At 56.0% G+C, this 22,043-nt stretch carries 21 protein-coding genes and 1 tRNA gene; 10 read left to right on the top strand and 12 right to left on the bottom strand.

Features of this window, described 5'->3' with window-relative positions:
- Positions 1 to 67: 67 nt before the first annotated feature.
- The 8 genes from hemA to LT85_RS22040 form a co-directional block, all read right to left on the bottom strand.
- The gene (gene hemA, locus LT85_RS22075; protein WP_038493239.1) at positions 68 to 1,357 is read right to left on the bottom strand and encodes a glutamyl-tRNA reductase; all 1,290 of its coding nucleotides are present in this window, start codon (positions 1,355 to 1,357) and stop codon (positions 68 to 70) included.
- A 174-nt stretch (positions 1,358 to 1,531) separates the two neighbouring features.
- The gene (locus tag LT85_RS22070) at positions 1,532 to 3,913 is read right to left on the bottom strand and encodes a CHASE2 and HATPase_c domain-containing protein (RefSeq protein ID WP_253273599.1); all 2,382 of its coding nucleotides are present in this window, start codon (positions 3,911 to 3,913) and stop codon (positions 1,532 to 1,534) included.
- A gap of 48 nt (positions 3,914 to 3,961) precedes the next feature.
- The gene (locus LT85_RS22065; protein ID WP_052135396.1) at positions 3,962 to 5,635 is read right to left on the bottom strand and encodes a FecR domain-containing protein; all 1,674 of its coding nucleotides are present in this window, start codon (positions 5,633 to 5,635) and stop codon (positions 3,962 to 3,964) included.
- Between the two features lie 30 nt (positions 5,636 to 5,665).
- Positions 5,666 to 6,355, bottom strand: coding sequence for a response regulator transcription factor (locus LT85_RS22060; RefSeq protein ID WP_038493235.1), 690 nt, complete (start codon positions 6,353 to 6,355; stop codon positions 5,666 to 5,668).
- A 383-nt stretch (positions 6,356 to 6,738) separates the two neighbouring features.
- On the bottom strand, positions 6,739 to 6,990 hold the full coding sequence (minE, locus tag LT85_RS22055; protein WP_038493233.1) for a cell division topological specificity factor MinE: 252 nt from the start codon (positions 6,988 to 6,990) through the stop codon (positions 6,739 to 6,741).
- A gap of 1 nt (position 6,991) precedes the next feature.
- Positions 6,992 to 7,807: a septum site-determining protein MinD gene (gene minD, locus LT85_RS22050; protein WP_038493231.1), complete on the bottom strand. Its 816-nt coding sequence runs from the start codon at positions 7,805 to 7,807 to the stop codon at positions 6,992 to 6,994.
- A 42-nt stretch (positions 7,808 to 7,849) separates the two neighbouring features.
- Positions 7,850 to 8,596, bottom strand: a complete 747-nt coding sequence (minC, locus tag LT85_RS22045) for a septum site-determining protein MinC (protein ID WP_038493229.1) — start codon at positions 8,594 to 8,596, stop codon at positions 7,850 to 7,852.
- 306 nt (positions 8,597 to 8,902) lie between these two features.
- A tRNA-Phe gene (locus LT85_RS22040) sits at positions 8,903 to 8,978 on the bottom strand.
- Positions 8,979 to 9,196: 218 nt separating this feature from the next.
- Between LT85_RS22040 and LT85_RS22035 the strand changes: the two genes are divergently transcribed.
- From LT85_RS22035 to LT85_RS22015, 5 genes are all read left to right on the top strand, one after another.
- On the top strand, positions 9,197 to 10,396 hold the full coding sequence (locus LT85_RS22035; protein ID WP_038497174.1) for an FAD-dependent monooxygenase: 1,200 nt from the start codon (positions 9,197 to 9,199) through the stop codon (positions 10,394 to 10,396).
- Positions 10,397 to 10,407: 11 nt separating this feature from the next.
- Positions 10,408 to 11,130, top strand: a complete 723-nt coding sequence (locus LT85_RS22030; RefSeq protein WP_038493227.1) for a DsbC family protein — start codon at positions 10,408 to 10,410, stop codon at positions 11,128 to 11,130.
- A gap of 50 nt (positions 11,131 to 11,180) precedes the next feature.
- The gene (locus LT85_RS22025) at positions 11,181 to 11,780 is read left to right on the top strand and encodes a nucleotidyltransferase family protein (protein WP_038493225.1); all 600 of its coding nucleotides are present in this window, start codon (positions 11,181 to 11,183) and stop codon (positions 11,778 to 11,780) included.
- 154 nt (positions 11,781 to 11,934) lie between these two features.
- A complete protein-coding gene (locus tag LT85_RS22020) occupies positions 11,935 to 12,393 on the top strand; it encodes a DUF3429 domain-containing protein (protein ID WP_038493223.1) in 459 nt (152 codons plus the stop codon).
- A 3-nt stretch (positions 12,394 to 12,396) separates the two neighbouring features.
- A complete protein-coding gene (locus LT85_RS22015; RefSeq protein ID WP_038493221.1) occupies positions 12,397 to 14,250 on the top strand; it encodes a M61 family metallopeptidase in 1,854 nt (617 codons plus the stop codon).
- 40 nt (positions 14,251 to 14,290) lie between these two features.
- On the opposite strand, the gene LT85_RS22010 is transcribed toward LT85_RS22015, so the two are convergent.
- Positions 14,291 to 14,884: a UbiX family flavin prenyltransferase gene (locus LT85_RS22010; RefSeq protein WP_038493219.1), complete on the bottom strand. Its 594-nt coding sequence runs from the start codon at positions 14,882 to 14,884 to the stop codon at positions 14,291 to 14,293.
- An 8-nt stretch (positions 14,885 to 14,892) separates the two neighbouring features.
- Entirely contained in the window at positions 14,893 to 15,204 is a 312-nt protein-coding gene (gene grxD, locus LT85_RS22005) for a Grx4 family monothiol glutaredoxin (protein WP_038493218.1), read from the bottom strand.
- A gap of 299 nt (positions 15,205 to 15,503) precedes the next feature.
- Here grxD and rplU point away from each other — a divergent pair, with 299 nt between their 5' ends.
- The 4 genes from rplU to proB all read left to right on the top strand — a co-directional run bounded on the left by rplU (position 15,504) and on the right by proB (position 18,731).
- Positions 15,504 to 15,815 (top strand): 50S ribosomal protein L21, encoded by a 312-nt coding sequence (gene rplU, locus LT85_RS22000; protein WP_038493216.1) that lies wholly within the window; start codon positions 15,504 to 15,506, stop codon positions 15,813 to 15,815.
- Between the two features lie 39 nt (positions 15,816 to 15,854).
- On the top strand, positions 15,855 to 16,112 hold the full coding sequence (rpmA, locus tag LT85_RS21995) for a 50S ribosomal protein L27 (protein ID WP_014007873.1): 258 nt from the start codon (positions 15,855 to 15,857) through the stop codon (positions 16,110 to 16,112).
- 272 nt (positions 16,113 to 16,384) lie between these two features.
- A complete protein-coding gene (obgE, locus tag LT85_RS21990) occupies positions 16,385 to 17,494 on the top strand; it encodes a GTPase ObgE (RefSeq protein ID WP_038493211.1) in 1,110 nt (369 codons plus the stop codon).
- Between the two features lie 118 nt (positions 17,495 to 17,612).
- Positions 17,613 to 18,731 carry a glutamate 5-kinase gene (proB, locus tag LT85_RS21985; RefSeq protein WP_038497171.1) on the top strand — a complete coding sequence of 373 codons (1,119 nt, stop codon included), beginning with the start codon at positions 17,613 to 17,615 and terminating at the stop codon, positions 18,729 to 18,731.
- Positions 18,732 to 18,814: 83 nt separating this feature from the next.
- On the opposite strand, the gene LT85_RS21980 is transcribed toward proB, so the two are convergent.
- Together LT85_RS21980 and LT85_RS21975 are read right to left on the bottom strand one after the other, a co-directional pair.
- The gene (locus LT85_RS21980) at positions 18,815 to 19,402 is read right to left on the bottom strand and encodes a CNP1-like family protein (protein WP_156117613.1); all 588 of its coding nucleotides are present in this window, start codon (positions 19,400 to 19,402) and stop codon (positions 18,815 to 18,817) included.
- Positions 19,403 to 19,410: 8 nt separating this feature from the next.
- Entirely contained in the window at positions 19,411 to 19,986 is a 576-nt protein-coding gene (locus tag LT85_RS21975; RefSeq protein WP_038493207.1) for an RNA pyrophosphohydrolase, read from the bottom strand.
- Positions 19,987 to 20,244: 258 nt separating this feature from the next.
- Here LT85_RS21975 and LT85_RS21970 point away from each other — a divergent pair, with 258 nt between their 5' ends.
- Positions 20,245 to 21,984 (top strand): proline--tRNA ligase, encoded by a 1,740-nt coding sequence (locus tag LT85_RS21970; RefSeq protein WP_038493205.1) that lies wholly within the window; start codon positions 20,245 to 20,247, stop codon positions 21,982 to 21,984.
- Positions 21,985 to 22,043 lie beyond the last annotated feature (59 nt).

Below are 22,043 nucleotides of genomic sequence, written 5' to 3'. Positions count from 1 at the left end.
ACAAAGGGAAGTACGGGCAACACGGAGCACGGCGAAGCGTGTCCGCTAGCGGGATAGCGCAGGCGCGCTAACGTTTGGTGCGGAACAGTTGCGGTAGGAGAGCTGCCAGGCGTGCGCGTTCGTCGCCTTGGGCATTGTGCAAAGCTTGTTGCGGGCCGTGCATGAATTTGGCGGTCAGGCCCTTGGACAGGGCTTCCAGCACCACTTCGATATCTTCGCCCTTGGCCAGCATCTTGCGGGCGCGCTCCAGTTCCAGCCGCCGCATTGCTTCGCTCGACTCCTGCAGGTCCTGGATCACTGGCACGACAACCCGGTTATCCACCCAATGCATAAACGATTGCACGCGGGTCTCGATGATGGCTTCGGCTTGTGCTACTGCGGCCTGGCGGTTTTCCATGCCGGTTTGCACGATCGAACCCAGATCGTCGACGGTGTACAGGAAGATGTCGTCGAGTCTGCCGATTTCTGTCTCGATATCGCGCGGCACCGCCAGGTCCAGCATGAACATCGGTTTATGGCGACGCGCCTTGACCGCGCGCTCGACCATGCCGAGGCCGATGATCGGCAAGCTCGATGCGGTACAGGAAACGATAATATCGAATTTGCCCAATTGCGTTGGCAAATCGGCCAGCCGGATTGCCTGGCCATTGAAACGATGGGCCAGCAGTTCGGCACGTTCCAAGGTACGGTTGGCGACGGTCAGGGATTTCGGGTTCTGCGCCGCAAAATGGGTAGCGCACAGTTCGATCATCTCACCGGCGCCGATAAACAGCACATGCTGGCCGGCGACAGTATCGAAAATCCGTTCCGACATGCGCACCGCGGCAGCCGCCATCGAGACGCTATGGGCGCCGATTTCGGTAGTGCTGCGGACTTCTTTCGCGACGGCAAAGGTGCGTTGGAACAGTTGGTGCAGATAAGTGCCGAGGCCGCCAGCCGCTTCGGCGTGACGCACTGCATCCTTCATCTGTCCCAGGATCTGCGCTTCACCCAGCACCATCGAATCAAGCCCGGATGCGACTCTAAACGCATGCCGTACAGCATTGTCTTGCGGCAATGTGTACAAATGCGGCCGTAAATCGGCGTAAGGCAACTGGTGATAGTGGGCCAGAAAGTGCGCGGTAGAATCGATTGCGTTGTCGACGCCATGCTCCAGATTGCCCGCTGCATACAGTTCTGTACGGTTGCACGTCGACAAAATAGCTGCCTCGTCCGACATATTCACACCGGCGCCGCCGCTGAACCAGGCACGCGCGGCCATCACCGCCTGACCGATCTGGTCAGCCGGGAAAGCCACCTTTTCGCGTAGCGAAACCGGCGCGGTGGTGTGGTTGAGTCCGACAGTGAGCAAGTGCATAGGTGCGGTTACGGACGGGAAGGGTGCTTATATGACAATTGAGTTGGCAATTAAGACAGATACAAAGGTAAATCTCGTTAACCGATGATTATACTCTTAGTAGCCTCGATTCAATTGGCAGCCCGCCAATACCAGCTATGCCTGGCATCAATATGCACCGGATAGTTGTCGCTCTCAGTTGGTGGTGGCTGGCAAGGTAACAATGAAGGTACTACCTTCGCCCAACGTGCTTTCCAGCGAGATTTCACCAAAATGACGTTCGACGACGGTTTTTACAAATACCAAGCCAAGGCCGGTGCCATCCGAATGCGGCTGGCCGGGCGCGCTGACTCTTTGATAACGCTGGAACAGCTTTGCCTGGTCGTGCGGCGCAATCCCAAAGCCCTGGTCGCTGATGCGGCAAACCACCTGCGGCAGCAATTTAACGTATTTCAGACGCAGGGTACAGGTAATCCGGGTGTCCGGCAGGCTGTAGCTGATGGCGTTGGATATCAGGTTGCTGAGTGCGCGCGCCATCAGCGAACGGTCGATATGGGTCAGGAATTCCTGACCTTCGATGTCGGTGATCAGTTCGATTTTTTTGTTATTGGCCAGGCTCCACATTTCATCGACGGCGTCGTACAGTACATCTTGGAAATCTACTTCCTCCAGTCGGTATTCCGACGATTCGGCGCGCGCCAGCTGGACGAAATTGTCCGCCAAGCCCAGGGTTTTACGGGCAGCTTGCTCCAGGCGCGAGAAAAATTCCTTTTGTGGCAAGGCTGAAGAGGCGTTGCTTTGCAATTCCAGCAAAGCCAGGATCGACGCCTGCGGCGCGCGCATGTCGTGCGACAGGAAGCGCAAGGTTTCGTCGCGGCTGCGTTCGGCGGCGCGAATGATAGTGATGTCGACAATGCTGACGATCCAGCCCGTCAACACTTGGTGCGCCGAGTGGCAGGGCCCGCTTTTGATCAGCAGGTCGCGTCCTTGCTGGTCTTGTACCGAGGTGCCGCTGGTCAGCGTCGACACATGTTCCAGGTCGATCAAGTCCCACCAGCTGAAAGTATGATTGGCCGATGTATTGGTGGCTTGCGGCGTACTCATGTTGGAAAACAGGTAAGGCAGTAGCGCACCATCGATGTTACGGATGCCGGCGGCGGCGAAGTAGTCGCGCGCGAATTGATTGGAGACCAGCACATGGCCGTCGATGGTCGTGATCAGAGTGGCGTCCGGCAGGCTGTTGACGCTGTCGGAAATGAACTGGCGCAAATCGCGGACCCGGCGCGCAGCGACACGCATGGCGTTGATGCGTTGTTCCAGTAAGTCTTCTACCTGCTGCGGCGCGCGTTCGGTGTTGACTTCCGGCAGCAGATGCGGCTCTTGGTCGAGCAGCATGAACTCTTGCCCAAGGTAGGAAATCGCCGATTCGAGGCGGATCCAGTTCCATATCGGATGCGCAATCGCCATTGCGATCAGAGCGGCGGCGGGTGCAAGCCAGATGCCCAGCGTCAGCAGGAAATAGCTGACCGCCATCGTCAGCAGCATGAGCGAGAAGGTAATCAGTAACGAAATGCGCGGCGTCCACAGCAGGTAGCTGGAGAGCGCGATCAATACCGGAATGATGCTGAATAGCGCTGTTTGCAAAGGCCGTGCGATGCTGATCGTCTTATGGTCGAGCAGGCCGGCCAGGATATTGGCGTGGATTTCGATGCCAGGCATGACGCCGGAGGTTCCCGAGACGGGTGTCGGGAAAGTATCCGCCATACCCAGCGCGGTGGCGCCGATCAAGACATATTTGCCGGTAAAAAATTGATCGGGAACGTCCCCGCGCAGGACCGACGCATACGGCACTGAACGGAAATGGCCGCTGCCGCCGGCGAACGGGATCTGGATCTGATAGTCGCGCTGCCAACTGTCTGCCTTATGCGACGCGGCGTCCGCCGGTGTCGCGTCCAAACGGGCGCCGGGGAGGTTGCCGTTGGCATCAGTAATCTTTTGTCCAGCGACACCGGCCAGCGCTACTGAAAAATGCGGCCACCATTTGCCGTTCTGGCCTTCCTGCAAAAAGACGCTGCGTACGACGCCGTCCGAATCGAGCTCCAGATGGATATGGCCCAGGCCGCGCGCCGCATCCTGGAATTCCGGGGTCGGCAGCATTGCTTTAAGGCCGGGACCGGCGCTGGCGACCACGATCGGCAGCACGGTCAGCTTGCTGGCGGTCAGCGCCTTGGTGAGTGCGCGATCGTCGGCGCGTTGGCCGGGCTGCTCGGCCTCCGACATGATGACATCAAGCCCGATCGCCAGCGGATTGGCATGCATGATCCGGTTTAACAGTTTGGCGTGCAGGCTGCGCTCCCACGGCCAGCGGCCCAGTTTGCTGATGCTGTAGTCGTCAATGGCGACGATGATGATGTCGTCGCGTGCGGGACGTGAATCGGCGCGCATGAACTGGTCGTACAACGTAGTGTCGAGTCGTCCCAGGCCATTTACGTAGCCCATGCTGCCAGCCACAATCAGCATCAGAATCGTAATCGCCAGCCATTGGCGAAACGCCACCCGCTTGATGAGTGGGATCACCTGTTTGATCATGAATGGTGGGCGCGAGCGGGCATGGGGTTGTTAGTTTTAGTAGCCAGTTTGTGTATCACCGGCAGAGTTGCGTAGCGGCGAACCGTCGCTGGTGACCCAGCGGCTGCCGATATATACTTTTTGCGCGGGTGAAAACGGACTGACATAACCATCCGGATCAATCGCTTTGATACGGATGTAGTAGGTACCGCTGGCCGGGCGTGGCACATTGATTTCGGGTGTTTCGGTGTTCTGGGTCAGCAGCAGACTGGAAAAACCGGCGTCACGGCCAATCTCGACCACGAATTTCTGCCCTGGTTCACCGGTCCAACGGAACGACAGGTCGCCGTCAATCGCATCGGCAATTTTTGGAATTTGCAATGCAGCCAGCAAACTGAAAGCTTGTGGATCGCCGTAGGGGCCCTGGTCGCGGCCGCTGGCATTTTCGACAATGGTTGCCACGCGCCAGAAGTAGTCGCCCAGGGCCAGTTTGCCGGCGGTGAACTGGGGCGCGCTCAAGGCGGATTCGTCGATAATGAGATGGCTGAAGCCGGCATCGCTGGCGACCTGCAAATGATAGGCTTGCGCATTGCCGACTTCGGCCCAGCTAAACACTAAGTTCTCGCTGCGTGATTTGTTTTTCGGTTCGATTGAGATTGGCGGTTCCGGCCGTGCTTTCAATGTAAACGCGGCGATCAGCGGTTTGCCTTGCAAACCGCTCTGGTCCAGTGCGGTGATGCGCACGAAATACTTGCCGTCTTCAAGCCCGTCGATCTTAATTTCCGGATTGTCCGATTCGGCCTCGCTCACGATGTTGCCGACGCTGGCGTCGGTTGCAATTTGCGCGCGATAGCCGCGGGCACCGCTTACCGGATTGACGGTAAAGTGCAATGTCGGCCGTTCCTGCAATTGCGGATGTCCGGTCAATTCCGGTTGGGGCAACAGCGCCACCGCTTTTCCCACGCCCTGGGTGTTGGTAATATTGCCTTGGCCCGCATGCAATGTCAGCGTGGCAGGTTTGTTCTTCTTGGCGACCGCAACGCCACCGCTCAACACTTCGGTCAAGACCTTGCCGTCGACCAGGTCCACCCGGAAATCGGTGCCGCGCACGCCAGCAACCGCCAGCGGAGAATGGACTTCAAAGCGGCCTTTATTTTTTTCCAGAGGAGAGACTTTGGATTCAACCCGGCCCTTCAGCAGCGTAATCTCGGTGCGCGGACTCTTGGTATAGCGCGCGGTACGCAGTTTGCTCAGTTTTACCTGGCTGTTAGAGGGTATGGCGATATGCGATTGATCGGGCAGGCTCAGCGTCACAAAGCTGTTGCTGCCGGTATTGATGATAGCGCCTTCAGTCAGCGTGGTGCCGATATTTATATCGATAGGATGGCCATCGGCGCCGGTACCGTCGATATTGCCAGACATGGCCGCGACCTGGGCTGTGCTAGGTTCGTCGGGCAACAGCGATACCGGAATGATGATGGCGGTGCCGATCGGAATGGTGCGATCGTTGCCGATGCGATTGAGTTTGGCCAGCTGCACCCAGTTGCTCTTGCTACCGGTAAGCTGGTCTGCGATCACGCTCAATGTGTCGCCGAGTTGTGCACGGTACGTAATGGTTGCCGCGCCCACCTGGAGCGCGTCTGGATCAAGCGCTGGCGGGGCGGCAAATAACGACGAGGAAGGCGCCAACAGTAGCGCCAGGAAAGCCAGTTTTGTGAATGTGCTGCGCATATTTGTCTATCAGCGCAACCGCAACGCGCCTTATCCTGTTAGTTGTTCTAATCGATACCCATAACTATAAACCGGTGCGAGTCGATAGCCGTTTTCTGGTCGTAATTGTAACTTACTCCGTACTCGCGAGACGTGGGTATCCATGGTACGAGAAGGAATGTCAACGTCGCGCGACCACACTGCCTCGAGAATATAGGCGCGTGAGAGTGGGCGGCCTAGGTTGCGAAAAAACAACAACGCTAGATCAAATTCCTTCTGGGTAATTTCGATTGGCTTGCCGGCCAGGGTTAGTCGTCCTGAGCGCGTTTCAAACAGATAGTCGTTGAAGACGATTTGCTCGCTGGTGTTCTGGATCGGATACGCACGCCGCAGCAATGCTTGTACCCGAGCCACCAGTTCGCTACGCCGGATCGGCTTGATCATGTAATCGTCGGCGCCGGCGGCAAGGCCTTCCACGATGTCATCTTCGCCGGAACGGCTAGTGATGAACAGCACCGGAATGGTTTTGGGAAGTTTGTCTCTTACCCAACGCAATACCTCAGGCCCGCTCAGATCAGGAACCTGCCAATCCAGAACCAGCATGTCGTAGCTTTCCCGGCGCAGCTGGTTCAATATTTCTTTTCCGCTTTGAAACGGATGGCAAATGTGACCACTGGATGTGAGCACCTGGCAAACTAGATCGGTTTGGCTGGGATCGTCATCAAGGACAGCAATTCTCATATTTTAACTATGTTAGGTGTTGCCAGCGCTGGTGGCCGGTATCAGTGTTGTGGCGTGTACAAGGAGTATATTATTCTTATTGCCACATTGCTGTAGATAAATGTTCTATATATTTCCAGTGTCTTGCAATTGCCACAAATAAATAAAAACAGGAATGTCGGCTGAATTTAACAAAACATACGTCAACACTATAGCGGACGCCGGGTTTGTGGGGCGTAAGTTGCGATTGTCATACAGTGTACGACGGGATTTGTAAAATTCCACCTTTGGACCAGCAGGCAATCGCTAACGCCTGTTTGAGCAAGGGAGCAGAGCTAGTCGATGAGCGCTTGATAATTGTTCGGCGAACAGATTTGCCGAGCCGGGCACCGCTGGTGGCCCGCTCAGGCGTCAGGCAATACCACATTCACGTCCAGCACCTCGAGATTCCCCTGGCGATCCAGGGAAATCTTGATATCGTCAGCATTGACCTTGGTGTATTTGGAAATTACTTCGATCAGCTCTTTGTGCAGCGCCGGCAGGAAATCGTGGCCCGAACGGCCATTACGTTCGCGAGCAATGATGATCTGCAGGCGTTCCTTGGCGGCAGACGCAGTTTTGGGCTTGCTGTTAAACAAGAACGAGAGCAATGCCATCTTATTTTCCTCCGAAGATGCGATGCAGGAAACCCGGCTTTTCATAGGAGGTAAAGCGCAGGGCGACGTCTTCGCCGAGGAAGCGCGAGACCACGTCTTCATAGGCCAGGGCGACATCGCTGCCTTTGATGTGGATCGCCGGATTACCTTGATTAGAGGCGTGCAATACCGATTCCGACTCAGGAATAATGCCGATCAACGGGATGCGCAGGATATCCTGGACATCGGTGTACGACAGCATTTCGCCAGCTTCGACGCGCTTTGCCGAATAGCGGGTAATCAGCAGATGCTCCTTGACCGGTTCGCCGCCATTTTGCGCACGCCGCGACTTAGCCTGGATGATGCCGAGGATGCGGTCGGAATCTCGCACCGACGACACTTCCGGATTGGTGACGACAATCGCTTCATCGGCAAAGGTCAGCGCCATCACCGCGCCGCGTTCGATGCCTGCCGGAGAGTCGCAGATGATGTACTCGAAATCCATCTTGATCAGATCGTTGAGAACGGTCTCGACGCCTTCTTCTGTCAATGCATCTTTGTCACGGGTTTGCGATGCGGGCAAAATGAACAGGTTTTCGCAATGCTTGTCCTTGATCAGGGCCTGGGTCAGGGTGGCTTCCTTGTTGACGACATTGATCAGGTCGTACACCACGCGCCGCTCGCAGCCCATGATCAGATCAAGATTGCGCAGGCCGACGTCAAAGTCGAGCACAGCGGTTTTATGGCCGCGCATGGCCAAGCCCGACGCGAAACTGGCGCTGGAGGTGGTCTTGCCGACGCCGCCTTTGCCGGACGTAACAACGATGATTTTTGCCACGAAGAGCTCCTTGGATATGCGGATATAAGTAAATCTTTTAAGTTAATTGCGCGAAGCGGAATTGAGCGATAGTACGTCAATCCGGTCGCCGCTCAGTCGAATTTGTGCGGGCTGGCCCTTTTGTTCCGGCGGCAGGCCGTTTTCAAAAGTACGATAGACGCCAGCGATGGAAACCAGTTCCGCCTCCATGCTCGCCGCAAAAATCCGCGCCGAGGTATCGCCGCTTGCACCGGCTAGCGCCCGGCCGCGCAAAGGCGCGTAGACGTGGATGCTGCCGTCGGCGATGATTTCGGCGCCATTGTTAACTGTGGCTGTGATCACCAGGTCGGCGTCGCGTGCATAAATGCGTTGCCCGGCGCGTATTGGCGTATCGATGATCATGGTGCTGGCGGCGGCTTTGGCAGGTGCTGCCGCCGGTGCTGCTGGCGCTGCCGGCGGTGGAGGCGGCGCTGCTTCCTGGCGCGCCGCAACTACGTGATCGATGCTCAGTCCGCTGGCGATGATGCCGGCCTCCATTTCAGCCGGCGCATTACGCACTGCAACCGCATTCAAGCGATACTTTTTTAATAGTGAGATTAATTGCGACCAATCTATTGGGGGGTGATCCGGTCCCAGTGCGGCGACATCGATGACGGCAAATTCGTTGTCAAAGAAATCCGCAGTGCCTCCTGTCATCTCCTGCAAGGCTGCTTCCAGGGCCATCGGATCGGAATCATGCAAGATCGCCGATACGGCGACCACGGTTGCAATCTTTATTTCAATCGACTTGCGGGATTTGTTTTTGAGCATAAAGCAGTGAGATGTATGGGCAAACCAAGGCAGAAAGTTCTGGCGAATTGGTTTATAGAACGTTTAGGCGGCAATTGGTTCGTTTTAAAGGGATATAAAATATTGTCTTAATTAGTGATCTTACCAAATCTCGGGGGGATCACAAAAAAAGGATTGCCGTTTGTTGTTGCATTCCCTCATGTCACGGACGGCTTCGTCGAGCCGGATGCGAGGATTGCCCTCGCGTTTTCCCTTACTTCGCTCCACTTAAAATCGCACCGCAAATGCAAAAAGGGCTTAGCCGAAGCTAAGCCCTTTTTGTTATTTTGGTGGCCCGGGGCGGAATCGAACCACCGACACAAGGATTTTCAATCCTCTGCTCTACCGACTGAGCTACCAGGCCAAGGGACAGGAGTATAGCAAAACATTTTTGATCCGCAAAGCCCATTGTTGAATTTTTTTAAAAAAACTTCATTCGAGCCGTTTCGAATCGTTCCGATCCGCCTTTAGCGACCTTCGCTTCCCTTATTTATAGCGGCCTGCCAGCCTTGCGAGCGTAATAGCTATAATGGCGAGATGAAAGATATAGGATCAATGTCGAAAAGCGCAGGAGCATCGCCGATGGTGAAACATCAGTGCGATATTTGTATTGTCGGCAATGGCGCCGTTGGTAAAGCAGCGGCGCTTGGCCTGGCGCAAGCGGGCTTGCGCGTTATCTTGCTGGGGATGACAGCAACTGCTGCAGCGGCCACGCCAGATTCCTGGGATACGCGTGTGTATGCGTTGAACCATGTTGCACGTTCTCTCTTGTCGTCGATTAAAGTGTGGGATGCGCTGGATGCGGCGCGGGTCGCAGCAGTTGACGGCATGTCGATTAAAGGCGGGACCGATCGCAACACAGGAAGTCTCGCATTCGATGCCTACAGTGCGCGCGTCGACGCTCTGGCGTGGATCATCGAGGACAGGAATCTCAACCAGGCTCTGGATGCCGCCCTTAAATTTGCATCGAATCTGCGTGTAATCAACGGTCGCGTGCAGAGCATGCAAATCGATGCTGCCGCGGCGACTGTGCAGCTGGAATCAGGCGAGGCGATTAGTGCAGCATTGATTATCGGTGCTGATGGTGCGCAATCCTGGGTACGTAGCCAGTGTGGAATCGGGATCGATTACCGCTCGTATAAACAACGTGGCGTGGTCGCCAATTTTTCCTGCGAACGGCCGCACCATGGTATCGCGCATCAATGGTTTACCGAAACCGAAGGCATAGTCGCCTTGCTGCCGTTGCCTGGGCAGCGCGTTTCCCTGGTCTGGTCGGCGCCGGAAGCGTTGGCGCTGACACTATTAGAAGAGCCGTTGTCGCAACTGGCCGCTCGCTTGTCGCATCTGGCGGGCGACGAGCTGGGGGAATTGCAGCCGTTACAGCCGGAGCAGGTGCAAGCATTTCCGCTGTCCCTGCTCAAACCGCACGCTTTGGTGGCCCCACGGGTGGCGCTGATCGGCGATGCCGGCCACGTGGTGCATCCGCTGGCCGGACATGGCATGAACCTGGGTTTTGGCGATGTGGCCGCATTGATCCAGGTGTTGGCCGAGCGAGGCGCGCATCGCGATTGCGGCGATGAGCATCTGCTGGCGCGCTATGCCCGCTCGCGCAAGGAAGAAATATTGTTGATGCAAATGACTACCGATGGTCTGGAGCGCTTGTTTGGATTTGATTTCGGCCCTGCGCGCTTGTTGCGCAACATGGGTTTGAACTTGCTGGACAAGATACCAGTCTTAAAACGACAGCTGATGGCCCACGCTTTGGGTCGGACAACCGAATAACTGGAATTGAAATGAAGAAAACAAGTGTAATGTTGGCAGCCTTGCTGGGCCTGTGGGTAAGCGTTGCTGGTGCCGAAACCTTGCAAGAAGCGGCAGTAAAGAAATTGATCGAGCCGCGTCTGGGTGAGGGCGCCAAGGTCGATGAAGTAACCAGGACACCGTATTCCGGTCTGTTTGAAGTGCGTGTCGGCAACGACATTTTCTACACCGATGCTGCGGCCAAGTATGTGTTCGTCGGTCGTATCATGGATGCACAGTCGTCGCGCGACTTCACCCGCGAACGGGTCGATGAGTTGAGCAAGGTCAAGTTCGCGGATTTGCCGCTGGACCTGGCCATGAAGAAGGTCAAGGGCAATGGCAAGCGCGTGATCGCAGTGTTTGAAGATCCTAACTGCGGCTATTGCAAACGCTTCCACAAGACCACTTTGCAGGAAGTCGACAACGTCACTGTTTACACCTTCCTCTACAACATCCTGGCGGAAGACTCGTCGGTCAAGGCAAGAAACGTCTGGTGCAGTACAGACCGCAACAAAGCCTGGACTGACATGATGGTCGACGGTAAAGCCGCTGCTGCCGCGCCTGCATCTTGCCAGGCGCCTAACGATAAAGTTCTGGCATTGGGTCAGAAGTTGAACGTGACTGGCACGCCGACGATTATTTTTGCCGACGGTTCGCGTTCGCCTGGCTGGATCGATGCCAAGACCATGGAAGCGAAATTTTCCTCCCTGAAGTAATTTATTTCCCGTGGTACCGGCCAGGTTCTACGACATGCACGCTCTCCGTCATGAATCTCTCACAACATAGTGGCCAGATCGTCGGTCTGTTGCTGGCCGCCGGCCGGGGCCGGCGTTTTGATTCCACCGGCATGCAGAGCAAATTGCTGCAGAAATTGCCGACCGAGGGCGGTCAGATTGTATTGGCGCACGCGGCCGCCAACCTTGCTGCGGCGCTTCCCATCTGCGTCGTGTTACGGCCGGGTGTACCCGATCAGATAGCGCAAGTCGCGAAATATCCCTGGATCGAATGTGAAGCGGCCGACGACGGAATGGCGGCGTCGCTGGCCTATGGCGTGCAACAGACATCGGATGCCGCCGGGTGGATCATCGCCTTGGCTGACATGCCTTATGTGCAGAGTGCTACCTTCCAGGCATTGGCGTCTGCATTGCAGCAGGGCGCGGACATTGTGGTGCCGACTTATCAAGGGCGACGCGGTAACCCTGTCGGTTTTAGCCGTTTCCACCTGTCGCGTTTGCTTGCCTTGCGCGGCGATCAGGGCGGGCGTAGCTTGCTGCAGTCGTTTCCAGTGGTTGAGCTGGCGCTGGATGATCCCGGCATACATCAAGATATCGACACCGTCGCCGATATACGACAATCCTTGCCTTGAAGCCGGGAATCTGCCGGTGTTTTGTACGCCATGCTACCGAGGGGCGTCCGAATATGCGCAATCCCGCTACACTATCGTCTTTTTGCGCAGCTATTAAGGTAAGCGGCTCGTGTTTTGATGCGATCCGCCCGACGTTTCCCTGACGAACCTCCAGATGAATCCACATTTCCTGAACAAACGCATTATTCATTTACTCGGTTATGCCGGGCTGATCCCATTTGTGTTGTTGACGCTGGCGAGCTGGCTGGTCAGTGTTGACTGGTTGCGCGATTTCATCCGCGGCCAGCTGGCATATGGCATCGCCGCGCTGTCATTCCTGGGCGGGATACACTGGGGTGCGGTGGTGCTGCGCGCCAACCTGTCCGCGGATCACACCCGCAAGGCCTTGATCTGGGGCGTGGCGCCAACCATCATCGCCTGGTTCTCGACCATGGCCGGCGGTTTCGGTTTTGCCTTGCTGATCGCAGGATTCACCGCGGCCTACCAGGCCGACAAGCGCCTGTTTCCATGGTACGGTCTGCCGACCTGGTTTATTGAGCTGCGTTTCAAATTGACCTGCGTCGCTGTAGCGGCGTTGATGCTGACAGTAATTGCCGGTAATGTTCGTGGATAAAAGATGAAAAAAAGTACAAGTAAATTCGCCGTTAAATCCGCACGCAGCGGCCTGTCCTATAGCATCGTCGCCGTCGACCCGGCCGCGCATTTGTTTGCCGTGACGCTGACGATTATCGAGCCTGCCGCAGTCGGCCAGATCGTCGCCTTGCCGGCCTGGATCCCGGGCAGCTATATGATCCGCGAGTTCGCACGCAACATCGTACAGATCCGTGCCGAATCGAACGGCCGCAAGATAGTGCTCAAGAAAATCGACAAGCATTCGTGGCAAGCCGCACCGTGCGACGGTCCGTTGACCTTGCACTACCAGGTATATGCATGGGATCTGTCTGTGCGCATGGCGCATCTGGACCAGACCCGTGCCTTCTTCAACGGCGCCAGCGTATTCTTGCGCGTGGTCGGCCAGGAGAGTGTGATGCATGTCGTGGATATCCAGCGGCCGCAAGGCGAGGCTTATGAATCATGGCGGATCGCCACCGCGTTGCCGACGCTGAAAGCCAAGCGCGGATCGTTTGGCAGCTATGTCGCCGCCAATTACGACGAACTGATCGATCATCCGGTCGAAATGGGTACTTTCCAGCTGCTCAGTTTCAAGGCCCATGGCGTGCCGCATGAAATGGCGATAACTGGCAATGTGCCGAATCTCGATCTGGTGCGCCTCAGCGCCGACCTGAAAAAAATCTGCGAAACCCAGATTGCTTTCTTCGAGCCAGCCGGAAGCAAATTCGCCAAACGGGCGCCGATGGAGCGCTACGTGTTCATGACGCTGGCGGTGGGCGACGGTTACGGCGGCCTGGAGCATCGCGCGTCGACCGCCCTGATTTGCTCCCGGGCCGATTTGCCGGTCAAGGGCCAGGCTGAAATGAGCGACGGTTATCGCAACTTCCTCGGCCTCTGCAGCCATGAATATTTCCATACCTGGAACGTCAAGCGTATCAAGCCCGCGGCTTTTGCGCCTTACGATCTGCAGGTCGAAAACTATACGCCATTGCTGTGGCTGTTCGAAGGCTTCACCAGTTATTACGACGACCTGATGCTGTTGCGCAGCGGCCTGATTGATCAGCAGGCATATTTCAAGCTGATTGAAAAGACCGTCAATGGCGTGCTGCTTGGCAGCGGCCGCCATAAGCAAAGCGTGGCGGAATCCAGCTTCGACGCCTGGGTCAAATATTATCGCCAGGACGAGAATGCGCCAAATGCGATCGTCAGTTATTACACCAAGGGTTCGCTGGTGGCGCTGGCATTGGATCTGACCATCCGTAGCGAAACCAAGGGCAAGAAATCGCTGGACGATGTGATGCGCGCCCTGTGGCAAAGATATGGCCGCGATTTTTATGCTGACAATGCCTTGAGCGGCCGTGGCGTCAGCGAGGCTGCGGTCGAAGCGTTGTTTGACGAAGTGACGGGCCTCAAGCTAAAGCGTTTCTTCGACCGCTATGTTCGGGCAACCGATGATTTGCCACTGGCGAAATTGTTGGCGCCGACTGGCATCGTTGTCGCGGACCGGCGTAAGCCTGGCAAGCCATCGCTGGGTGTGCGCGCTGTCAACAGCGGTAACGATTGCAGACTGGCGAATGTATATGAAGGCGGCGCCGCGCATCGCGCCGGTTTGTCGGCCGGCGACGTGTTATTGGCAATTGACGGTATCCGGGTGCCGGCTAAGCTGGATACATTGCTGGCGCGTTACCGGGTAGGCGACACTATCACGGTCCACGCTTTCCGACGCGACGAATTGCTGGTTTTCAGCATCCGTCTGCTGGCCGACAGCGCGCCGCAAGTCAGTCTTGATGCAGAAGCCAAGCCGGCGCTTGGCACAGCGATGCGTAGCGCATGGCTGGCTGGACGCAACAGTCGTTAAGGTTGCGCCGCCAATAAAAAAACCGCGCAACGCGGTTTTTTTATTCCGCTTTCAAGCCGTTCCAGCGTGGCGTCAATGTGTGCTCGACCGCAAACAAGTCCAGCACCCGCCCCAGCGTATGGTCGACCATTTCAGCGATGCTCTGCGGTCGATGATAAAAGCCTGGCAGCGGCGGGAAGATGATGCCGCCCATTTCCGTGACGCTTGTCATGTTGCGCAGATGCGCCAGGTTGAACGGCGTTTCACGCACCATCAGGACCAGACGCCGGCGTTCCTTGAGAACCACATCGGCGGCGCGTGCAATCAGGTTATCCGACAGGCCGTGGGCCACCGAGGCCAGGGTTTTCATAGAGCAGGGGGCGATAATCATGCCGTCGGATTGAAACGAGCCACTGGCGATGGAGGCGCCGATGTCGCGTACGTTGTGCACCACGTGCGCCAGCGCCTCGACTTGCTTGCGGCGCATCTCCAGTTCCTGATGCAGGTTGAGTACGCCGGCATCGGAAATCATCAGATGGGATTCGACACCGGGCAGTTCTCGCAACAATTGCAGCAGCCGCACGCCGTAAATCACGCCGGTGGCGCCGGTGATGGCGACAATCAGGCGGCGTGGCGGCGTGCTGGCAGGAACCACTTGCTGGCTCAGGCCTTCAACAGGGTTTGCAGTTCGCCGGATTCAAACATTTCATTCATGATGTCTGAGCCGCCGACGAATTCACCGTGGACATACAGTTGCGGAATGGTAGGCCAGTTGGAGTAGTCCTTGATGCCTTGGCGCACGACCGGGTCTTCCAGGACATTGATAGTGACAATGTTTTCGGCGCCGCTGGTTTTCAACAACTGGATGGCGCGGCCGGAAAATCCGCATTGTGGAAACTGCGCGGTTCCTTTCATGAACAGCACCACTGGGTTGCTGGTCACGGTTTCCTTGATCCACGCTTGTACATCGCTCATGGCAATACCTTAAAAAAAGTTCAGAATATCGTCATTATATGAAAAAGGCCGCTGCGCTGCTGGTAAGTCTGTCCTGACAAGTCAGTCAATGGGGTAATTTGCACCGAGTTGCCATGAGGAAACGTGGAAGTGTGGCGAATTCCGCACTTGTCAAGAGTTTTTGACGAAAGTGCCAAGTCCATGTACAATCTCAGGTTCTCCCGATTCCGCCCAGCGATTTTATGCAGCACCGTCGCTGAATATGGTGTTTTAGGAAAGAATTTTTTTAACAGTCTTCAATCATTTCGATGAGGTTTCATATGTACGCGGTCATAAAAACCGGTGGCAAACAATATAAGATTGTTGCCGGCGAAAAACTTAAAATAGAACAGATACCTGCAGACATTGGCACCGAACTCACTATTGATCAAGTGCTTGCAGTTGGCGCTGGCGACACCATTAAGTTTGGTGCCCCATTGGTCGAAGGTGCTACGGTGTCGGTTAAGGTATTGGCGCAAGGTCGCCACGATAAAGTCAAGATCTTCAAAATGCGTCGTCGTAAGCATTACCAGAAGCATCAAGGCCATCGTCAAAATTACACCGAAATTCAAATCGTTTCGATCAACGCTTAATTTGCGTCGATCGGCTTAACCAGATACCAGGAGTTTTAAATGGCACATAAAAAAGGCGGCGGCACTACGCGCAACGGCCGTGACTCAGAGTCAAAGCGACTCGGCGTCAAGGTCTACGGTGGCCAAGCGATCAACGCTGGCGGCATCATTATTCGTCAACGCGGCACTAAGACGCATCCAGGCGAAAATGTTGGCATGGGCAAGGATCACACACTGTTCGCACTGATCGACGGCAAAGTACAATTCGTAACCAAGGGCGCTACACAGCGTAACTACGTTACTGTCGTAGCAGCTTAAGCAAGACCTAAGCACCGACATAAGCAGGGCTCCGGCCTTGCTACGAAAGGCTCTGCCGCTGGTAGAGCCTTTTTAGTTTCTGGTCGTAAAACAATGTTTTGCTGGCATCCAACGCGTGGCAACTCCATGGTTGCCGGCTGCGGTTTTGCCTGCCATTGTTGTCGTGATTGCAATGCTGGCTTCTACCTTCACTGCAACAGTGTGCAAAAATCGGTAGAGTTACCTGTGCATTTCAATAAGAATTTAACCTCCAACCTCATTAGGACCTTCGAATGAAGTTTATAGATGAAGCAAAAATCGAAGTCATTGCCGGCGATGGCGGCAATGGGGTTGCGAGTTTTTGCCGTGAAAAATTCCGCCCGTTTGGCGGCCCTGACGGTGGCGACGGTGGCGTAGGCGGTAGTATCTGGGCTGTTGCCGACCGTAACATCAACACTCTGGTCGATTATCGTTTCTCCAAGATGCATCGTGCTGGCCGCGGTGAAAACGGCCGCGGCTCGGATTGCTACGGCAAGGGCGCGGACGATATCAAGCTGCGCATGCCGGTCGGCACCCTGATCGTTGACGTCAACACCGGCGAAGCCATCGCCGATCTGACCGATCACGGCCAGGAAGTTTTGCTGGCCAAGGGCGGCGAGGGTGGTTGGGGAAATATCCACTTCAAGTCGTCGACCAATCGTGCACCGCGCCAGAAAAGCGACGGCAAGGAAGGCGAACGCCGCGAATTGCGGCTGGAGTTGAAGGTATTGGCCGATGTCGGCCTGCTGGGACAGCCGAATGCCGGTAAATCGACTTTCATTACCGCTGTGTCGAATGCCCGTCCGAAAATCGCCGATTATCCGTTTACCACGCTGCATCCGAATCTGGGTGTGGTCCGCGTCAGCCATGAAAAAAGCTTCGTCATCGCCGATATCCCGGGCCTGATCGAAGGCGCTGCGGAAGGCGCCGGACTGGGTATCCAGTTTCTGAAGCATTTGCAGCGCACCGGTTTGCTGTTGCACATCGTCGATCTAGCGCCGTTCGAAGACACGGTTGATCCGGTCAAGGAAGCCAAGGCGATCGTCAAGGAATTGAAAAAGTACGACCAGTCGCTGTTTGACAAGCCGCGCTGGCTGGTGCTGAACAAGATCGACGTGATTCCGGAAGGCGAGCGCGTCAAGCGCGTCAAGGATTTCATCAAGCGTTTCGGCTGGAAAGGCCCTGTATTCGAGATTTCCGCGCTGAACCGCGACGGTTGTCCTGAACTGGTCACCGAAATCTACGGTTACCTGGCGGAAAAGCGTCAGCAGGAAACCCGTTCGGAAGAGAAGCAGATGGTGGTGGAAGCGCAAACTATCCTGTCGATCGATCCGGACGATCCGCGTTTCAAGATACTGGACTAAACTTGTAGTTGGCGGCCGTTGTTGATGGGGGAGAAGTAAAGGCCCGCATCGATAACGGCCTTATTTTTTGTCCGTCGTCTTTGCTCATGCCAGCAAGATGGCCGCTATAGATAAAAATATGAATTCCGTCATTCAAAAAGCCAAGCGCATCATTATCAAAGTCGGATCCTCCCTGGTAACCAATGACGGCAAGGGGCTGGATGCCGGCGCCATCGCCAAATGGGCGACCCAGATCGCCGAGTTGCGGGCGATGGGCAAGGAAGTGGTATTGGTCAGTTCCGGCGCGGTGGCCGAAGGCATGCAGCGGCTCGGCTTCGACAAGCGGCCGACCAGCATCGATGAACTGCAGGCTTGCGCAGCAGTGGGCCAGATGGGCCTTGCCCAAATCTATGAAACCAGCTTTCGCGCCCACGATATCCGCACCGCCCAGGTTTTGCTGACGCACGCCGACCTGGCCGATCGTGAACGTTATCTGAATGCGCGCTCGACCTTGTTTACCCTGCTGCGTTTCGGTGTAGTGGCGATCATCAACGAGAACGATACGGTGGTAACAGATGAAATCAAGTTCGGCGACAACGACACTCTGGGTGCGCTGGTCGCCAACCTGATTGAGGGCGACGCCCTGATCATCCTGACCGATCAAAAAGGGTTGTACACGGCCGATCCGCGTAAAGATCCGAATGCCGAATTCGTGCATGAGGCGAAAGCTGGTGATCCGGCATTGGAAATCATGGCGGGCGACGCCGGCACCAGCATCGGTCGCGGCGGCATGATCACCAAGATCCTGGCAGCCAAGCGCGCCGCCAGCTCCGGTGCACACACAGTAATTGCCTGGGGCCGTGAAGATGCGGTGCTGACCAGGCTGGCAAGCGGAGAAGCCATCGGTACCCAACTGGTCGCGCAGACCGGACAGCTTACCGCGCGCAAGCAGTGGATGGCGGATCACCTGAAAACGGCAGGCAAGGTGATGCTGGATGCCGGCGCAGTGCAGAAATTGCGCAATGAAGGAAAATCCCTGTTGCCGATCGGCGTCACTGGGGTTTCCGGCGAATTTGGCCGTGGCGATGTCATCACCTGCACCGATGTCGACGGTCACGCCATTGCGCGCGGGATCAGCAATTACACCAGTTCGGAAGCGCGCCGTATCATGCGTCATCCTTCGGCGGAAATCCAGGCGATCCTGGGTTTTGTCGAGGAATCGGAGCTGATTCACCGCGACAATATGGTCTTGCTGTAATAACGACCTGATCAAGGCAAGGCAAGCAAAAACGGCTCCGCATAATGCAGGAGCCGTTTTTTATTTGTAGCCAATGTTAGCGGTCAGCTACCCGGTTTGATCGGGCGGTTCAGGCGAATCCTGTCGCGGATATCTCCCACCTTGCCGGCCACCATGCCGTCGTGACACACAAAGTCTTGGGCCAATGCTGCATGATGGCGGTTGCCCGCAGATTCGCTGATCCGCTTCCAGTCGTTCAGGCGCGCCCGGGACCAGCTGCCATCTTTCTGGCCGAATGCATACATCTTGCTTTCATAGGTTTCGCAGCGAATGCCTTCATAGCTGACGTTTTCCGCGCCGCCCTGGCTTTTGCTGACCAGCGTATAGCGCACCACGCCATCCTTGTCGGCCGAGATCGAATTGACGTCGATGAAGAAATTCATGGTGGCGGTCGGGCTGACATAGAACGACACCAGATTGGCGGCTTGCGGCGCTGGCGGCAACACAGCCTTGATTTCTTGCCAGGCTTTGCCGTCGTCGTCGTCGAAATCGGGGTTCAGTTTGTTGGCGCCACCTATATCAAATGTATCGGTAGCGTGTACGTACGTGGCGCAGCCCAGCAACAGCAGGCTGGCGGCCAGCAATTGCACGATTTTCTTTGCGCTGGCTGGAACAGGTAAAACTAAAGCCATGGAGATACTCACTTTTTTTCGGGTTCGGCAATAGCCGGTGTGGATTGCGTCGATGCACGCGGCCCATGGCCGGTGCGCAAATGACGGGCGTGATGCGGGGTATTTTGTAATGGCCGTGTCAGAAAACGTGATAATTCTTGCAATGCGCGTTGATAGACATCGCGCTTGAACTCAATCACGACATCCAGCGGCACCCAGTAGTCATGCCAGCGCCAGGCGTCGAATTCCGGATGTTCGGTCAGGCGCAGGTTGACGTCGCAGTCGCGTCCGGTCATGCGAAGCAGGAACCAGATCTGCTTTTGACCGCGATAATGCCCACGTACGTCACGCTTGATGAAATGATCAGGAACTTCATAGCGCAGCCAGTCGCGGGTGCGGCCGATGATCTTGACGTGTTCCGCTTTCAACCCGATTTCTTCCTCGAGTTCGCGAAACATAGCCTGCTCCGGGGTTTCCCCGTATTTGATACCGCCCTGTGGAAATTGCCACGAGTGTTCGCGCACGCGCTTGCCCCACCAGACTTCATTCTGGGTATTGAGCAAGATAATGCCGACGTTCGGGCGAAAGCCTTCACGGTCAAGCATGTTGTTACCTCAAAACTTTCTGCGGCCAGGCGTTCTCATGCCTGATTCCTTGCTTGCTGTCATCATTGCGGAACAAAGCTGCCGCCGTAGTCCGGCGAATGACTCTGTCCTCGCCCGATTAGGCGCGCAATATGCCCCGGCTAGCAGCAACAATAGCCAGAACATCAATCAAATGTGCAAAGAGTAGGCGCATCAGCCAGCTAATCCTTTAAAATTGAGTTGATTATAACCCTCTCTTTTTAAAAAGAATTCATCGTTATGCGCGCCTCTCGTTTTTTTATCTCCACGCTCAAAGAAGCTCCATCCGACGCTGAAATCGTCAGTCACAAACTGATGATGCGCGCCGGCATGATCAAGCGCATCAGTTCCGGTATTTACACCTATATGCCAATGGGCCTGCGCGTGATCCGTAAAGTCGAGAACATTGTGCGTGAGGAAATGAACCGTTCGGGAGCTGTTGAACTGCTGATGCCGGTGGTGCAGCCTGCCGAGCTGTGGCAGGAAACCGGGCGCTGGCAGAAATACGGCGCTGAGCTGATGCGCGTCAAGGACCGTCACGGCAGAGACTTCATCATCCAGCCGACTTCCGAGGAAGTGATTACTGACATCGCCCGTACCGAACTGCGTTCCTACCGTAAGCTGCCGGTCAATTTTTATCATATCCAGACCAAGTTCCGTGATGAGCGGCGGCCACGGTTCGGCCTGATGCGCGGCCGTGAGTTCACCATGAAAGATGCGTACTCATTTGATCGCGACCTGGATGGCCTGAAGCAGTCCTACAAGATCATGTATGACGCCTATGTCCGTATTTTTAACCGTTTTGGTTTGCAGTTCCGTGCAGTTGCCGCCGATAACGGCGCCATCGGCGGCACCGGATCGCATGAGTTCCATGTGATCGCGGCGACCGGCGAAGATGCCATCGTGTACTGCCCGAATTCGGATTACGCCGCCAATATGGAAGCCGCCGAATCCCTGCCGCTGATCCCGGCCCGCGCTGCCGCAACCCAAGCGCTGACCAAGACAGCGACGCCGGGTAAGGCTAAATGCGAGGCGGTGGCGGAATTGCTGCAACTGCCGTTGACGCAAACCATCAAGTCGATCGTGCTTGCAGTTGAAAAAGAAGCAACGGATAAGGAACCGGCCAGCAAGGCAATTTGGCTGCTGATGCTGCGCGGCGATCACGAACTCAATGAAATCAAGGCTAATAAGATTCCCGGCCTGGCAGGTTATCGTTTTGCTACGGAAGCAGAAATCGTCGAGTATTTCGGCACTCCGCCTGGCTATCTGGGACCCGTCAACACCAAGAAGCCGGTGACCGTAGTGGCCGACGTGACCGTCGCCAACATGCACGATTTCGTCAGCGGCGCCAATGAAGTCGATTTTCACTACACCGGCGTCAACTGGGGCCGCGACTTGCCTGAGCCGATGGTGTTCGATATCCGCAATGTGGTGGAAGGCGATCCGTCGCCCGACGGCAAGGGTGCGCTGGCGATCCTGCGCGGCATCGAAGTCGGCCACGTATTCCAGCTCGGCACCGCCTACTCGGAATCGATGAAGGCGACCTACCTGGATGAAAGCGGCAAGCCGCAGATGCTGCAAATGGGCTGCTACGGTATTGGCATTACCCGTATCCTGGGTGCTGCAATCGAGCAAAATTTCGACGATAAGGGCATCATCTGGCCGCTCTCCATTGCGCCGTTTGAAGTGGTGTTGTGCCCGATGGGCTATGACCGCAGCGAGGCGGTAAAAGCTGAAACCGACAAGCTGTACGAGGCATTGCTGGCTGCCGGCGTGGATGTCATCCTCGACGATCGGGGTGAACGTCCTGGCGCCATGTTTGCGGATTGGGAGCTGATCGGCGTGCCGCACCGGATCGTGGTGGGCGACCGCGGCCTCAAGGATGGCCAGATCGAATATCAGGGCCGGCGCGATACCGAAGCAACAACAGTGCCATTGGCTGAAATGCAAACTTTCATCCAAGCCAAGCTGGCTTCCTGAAGCTGATTGGTTTCCTAAATACAACAAAATAACGGCGCAACGGTTTCCTGCGCCGTTTT

It is taken from the genome of Collimonas arenae, assembly GCF_000786695.1.
GTDB classification, from domain to species: domain Bacteria; phylum Pseudomonadota; class Gammaproteobacteria; order Burkholderiales; family Burkholderiaceae_D; genus Collimonas; species Collimonas arenae_A.
The sequence above is the reverse complement of the archived record's forward strand: the minus strand, read 5'-3'. Positions and strand labels throughout refer to the sequence as shown.

Coding starts and splice junctions, on each gene's coding strand:
- rpmA (WP_014007873.1), top strand. CDS start 15,855: ATGGCACATAAAAAAGGCGGCGGCACTACGCGCAACGGCCGTGACTCA.
- LT85_RS22030 (WP_038493227.1), top strand. CDS start 10,408: ATGAAGAAAACAAGTGTAATGTTGGCAGCCTTGCTGGGCCTGTGGGTA.
- hemA (WP_038493239.1), bottom strand. CDS start 1,357: ATGCACTTGCTCACTGTCGGACTCAACCACACCACCGCGCCGGTTTCG.
- LT85_RS22025 (WP_038493225.1), top strand. CDS start 11,181: ATGAATCTCTCACAACATAGTGGCCAGATCGTCGGTCTGTTGCTGGCC.
- LT85_RS21970 (WP_038493205.1), top strand. CDS start 20,245: ATGCGCGCCTCTCGTTTTTTTATCTCCACGCTCAAAGAAGCTCCATCC.
- LT85_RS21975 (WP_038493207.1), bottom strand. CDS start 19,986: ATGCTTGACCGTGAAGGCTTTCGCCCGAACGTCGGCATTATCTTGCTC.
- LT85_RS22015 (WP_038493221.1), top strand. CDS start 12,397: ATGAAAAAAAGTACAAGTAAATTCGCCGTTAAATCCGCACGCAGCGGC.
- minE (WP_038493233.1), bottom strand. CDS start 6,990: ATGGCATTGCTCTCGTTCTTGTTTAACAGCAAGCCCAAAACTGCGTCT.
- LT85_RS22035 (WP_038497174.1), top strand. CDS start 9,197: ATGGTGAAACATCAGTGCGATATTTGTATTGTCGGCAATGGCGCCGTT.
- minC (WP_038493229.1), bottom strand. CDS start 8,596: ATGCTCAAAAACAAATCCCGCAAGTCGATTGAAATAAAGATTGCAACC.
- LT85_RS21980 (WP_156117613.1), bottom strand. CDS start 19,402: ATGGCTTTAGTTTTACCTGTTCCAGCCAGCGCAAAGAAAATCGTGCAA.
- grxD (WP_038493218.1), bottom strand. CDS start 15,204: ATGAGCGATGTACAAGCGTGGATCAAGGAAACCGTGACCAGCAACCCA.
- rplU (WP_038493216.1), top strand. CDS start 15,504: ATGTACGCGGTCATAAAAACCGGTGGCAAACAATATAAGATTGTTGCC.
- LT85_RS22065 (WP_052135396.1), bottom strand. CDS start 5,635: ATGCGCAGCACATTCACAAAACTGGCTTTCCTGGCGCTACTGTTGGCG.
- LT85_RS22060 (WP_038493235.1), bottom strand. CDS start 6,355: ATGAGAATTGCTGTCCTTGATGACGATCCCAGCCAAACCGATCTAGTT.
- proB (WP_038497171.1), top strand. CDS start 17,613: ATGAATTCCGTCATTCAAAAAGCCAAGCGCATCATTATCAAAGTCGGA.
- obgE (WP_038493211.1), top strand. CDS start 16,385: ATGAAGTTTATAGATGAAGCAAAAATCGAAGTCATTGCCGGCGATGGC.
- LT85_RS22020 (WP_038493223.1), top strand. CDS start 11,935: ATGAATCCACATTTCCTGAACAAACGCATTATTCATTTACTCGGTTAT.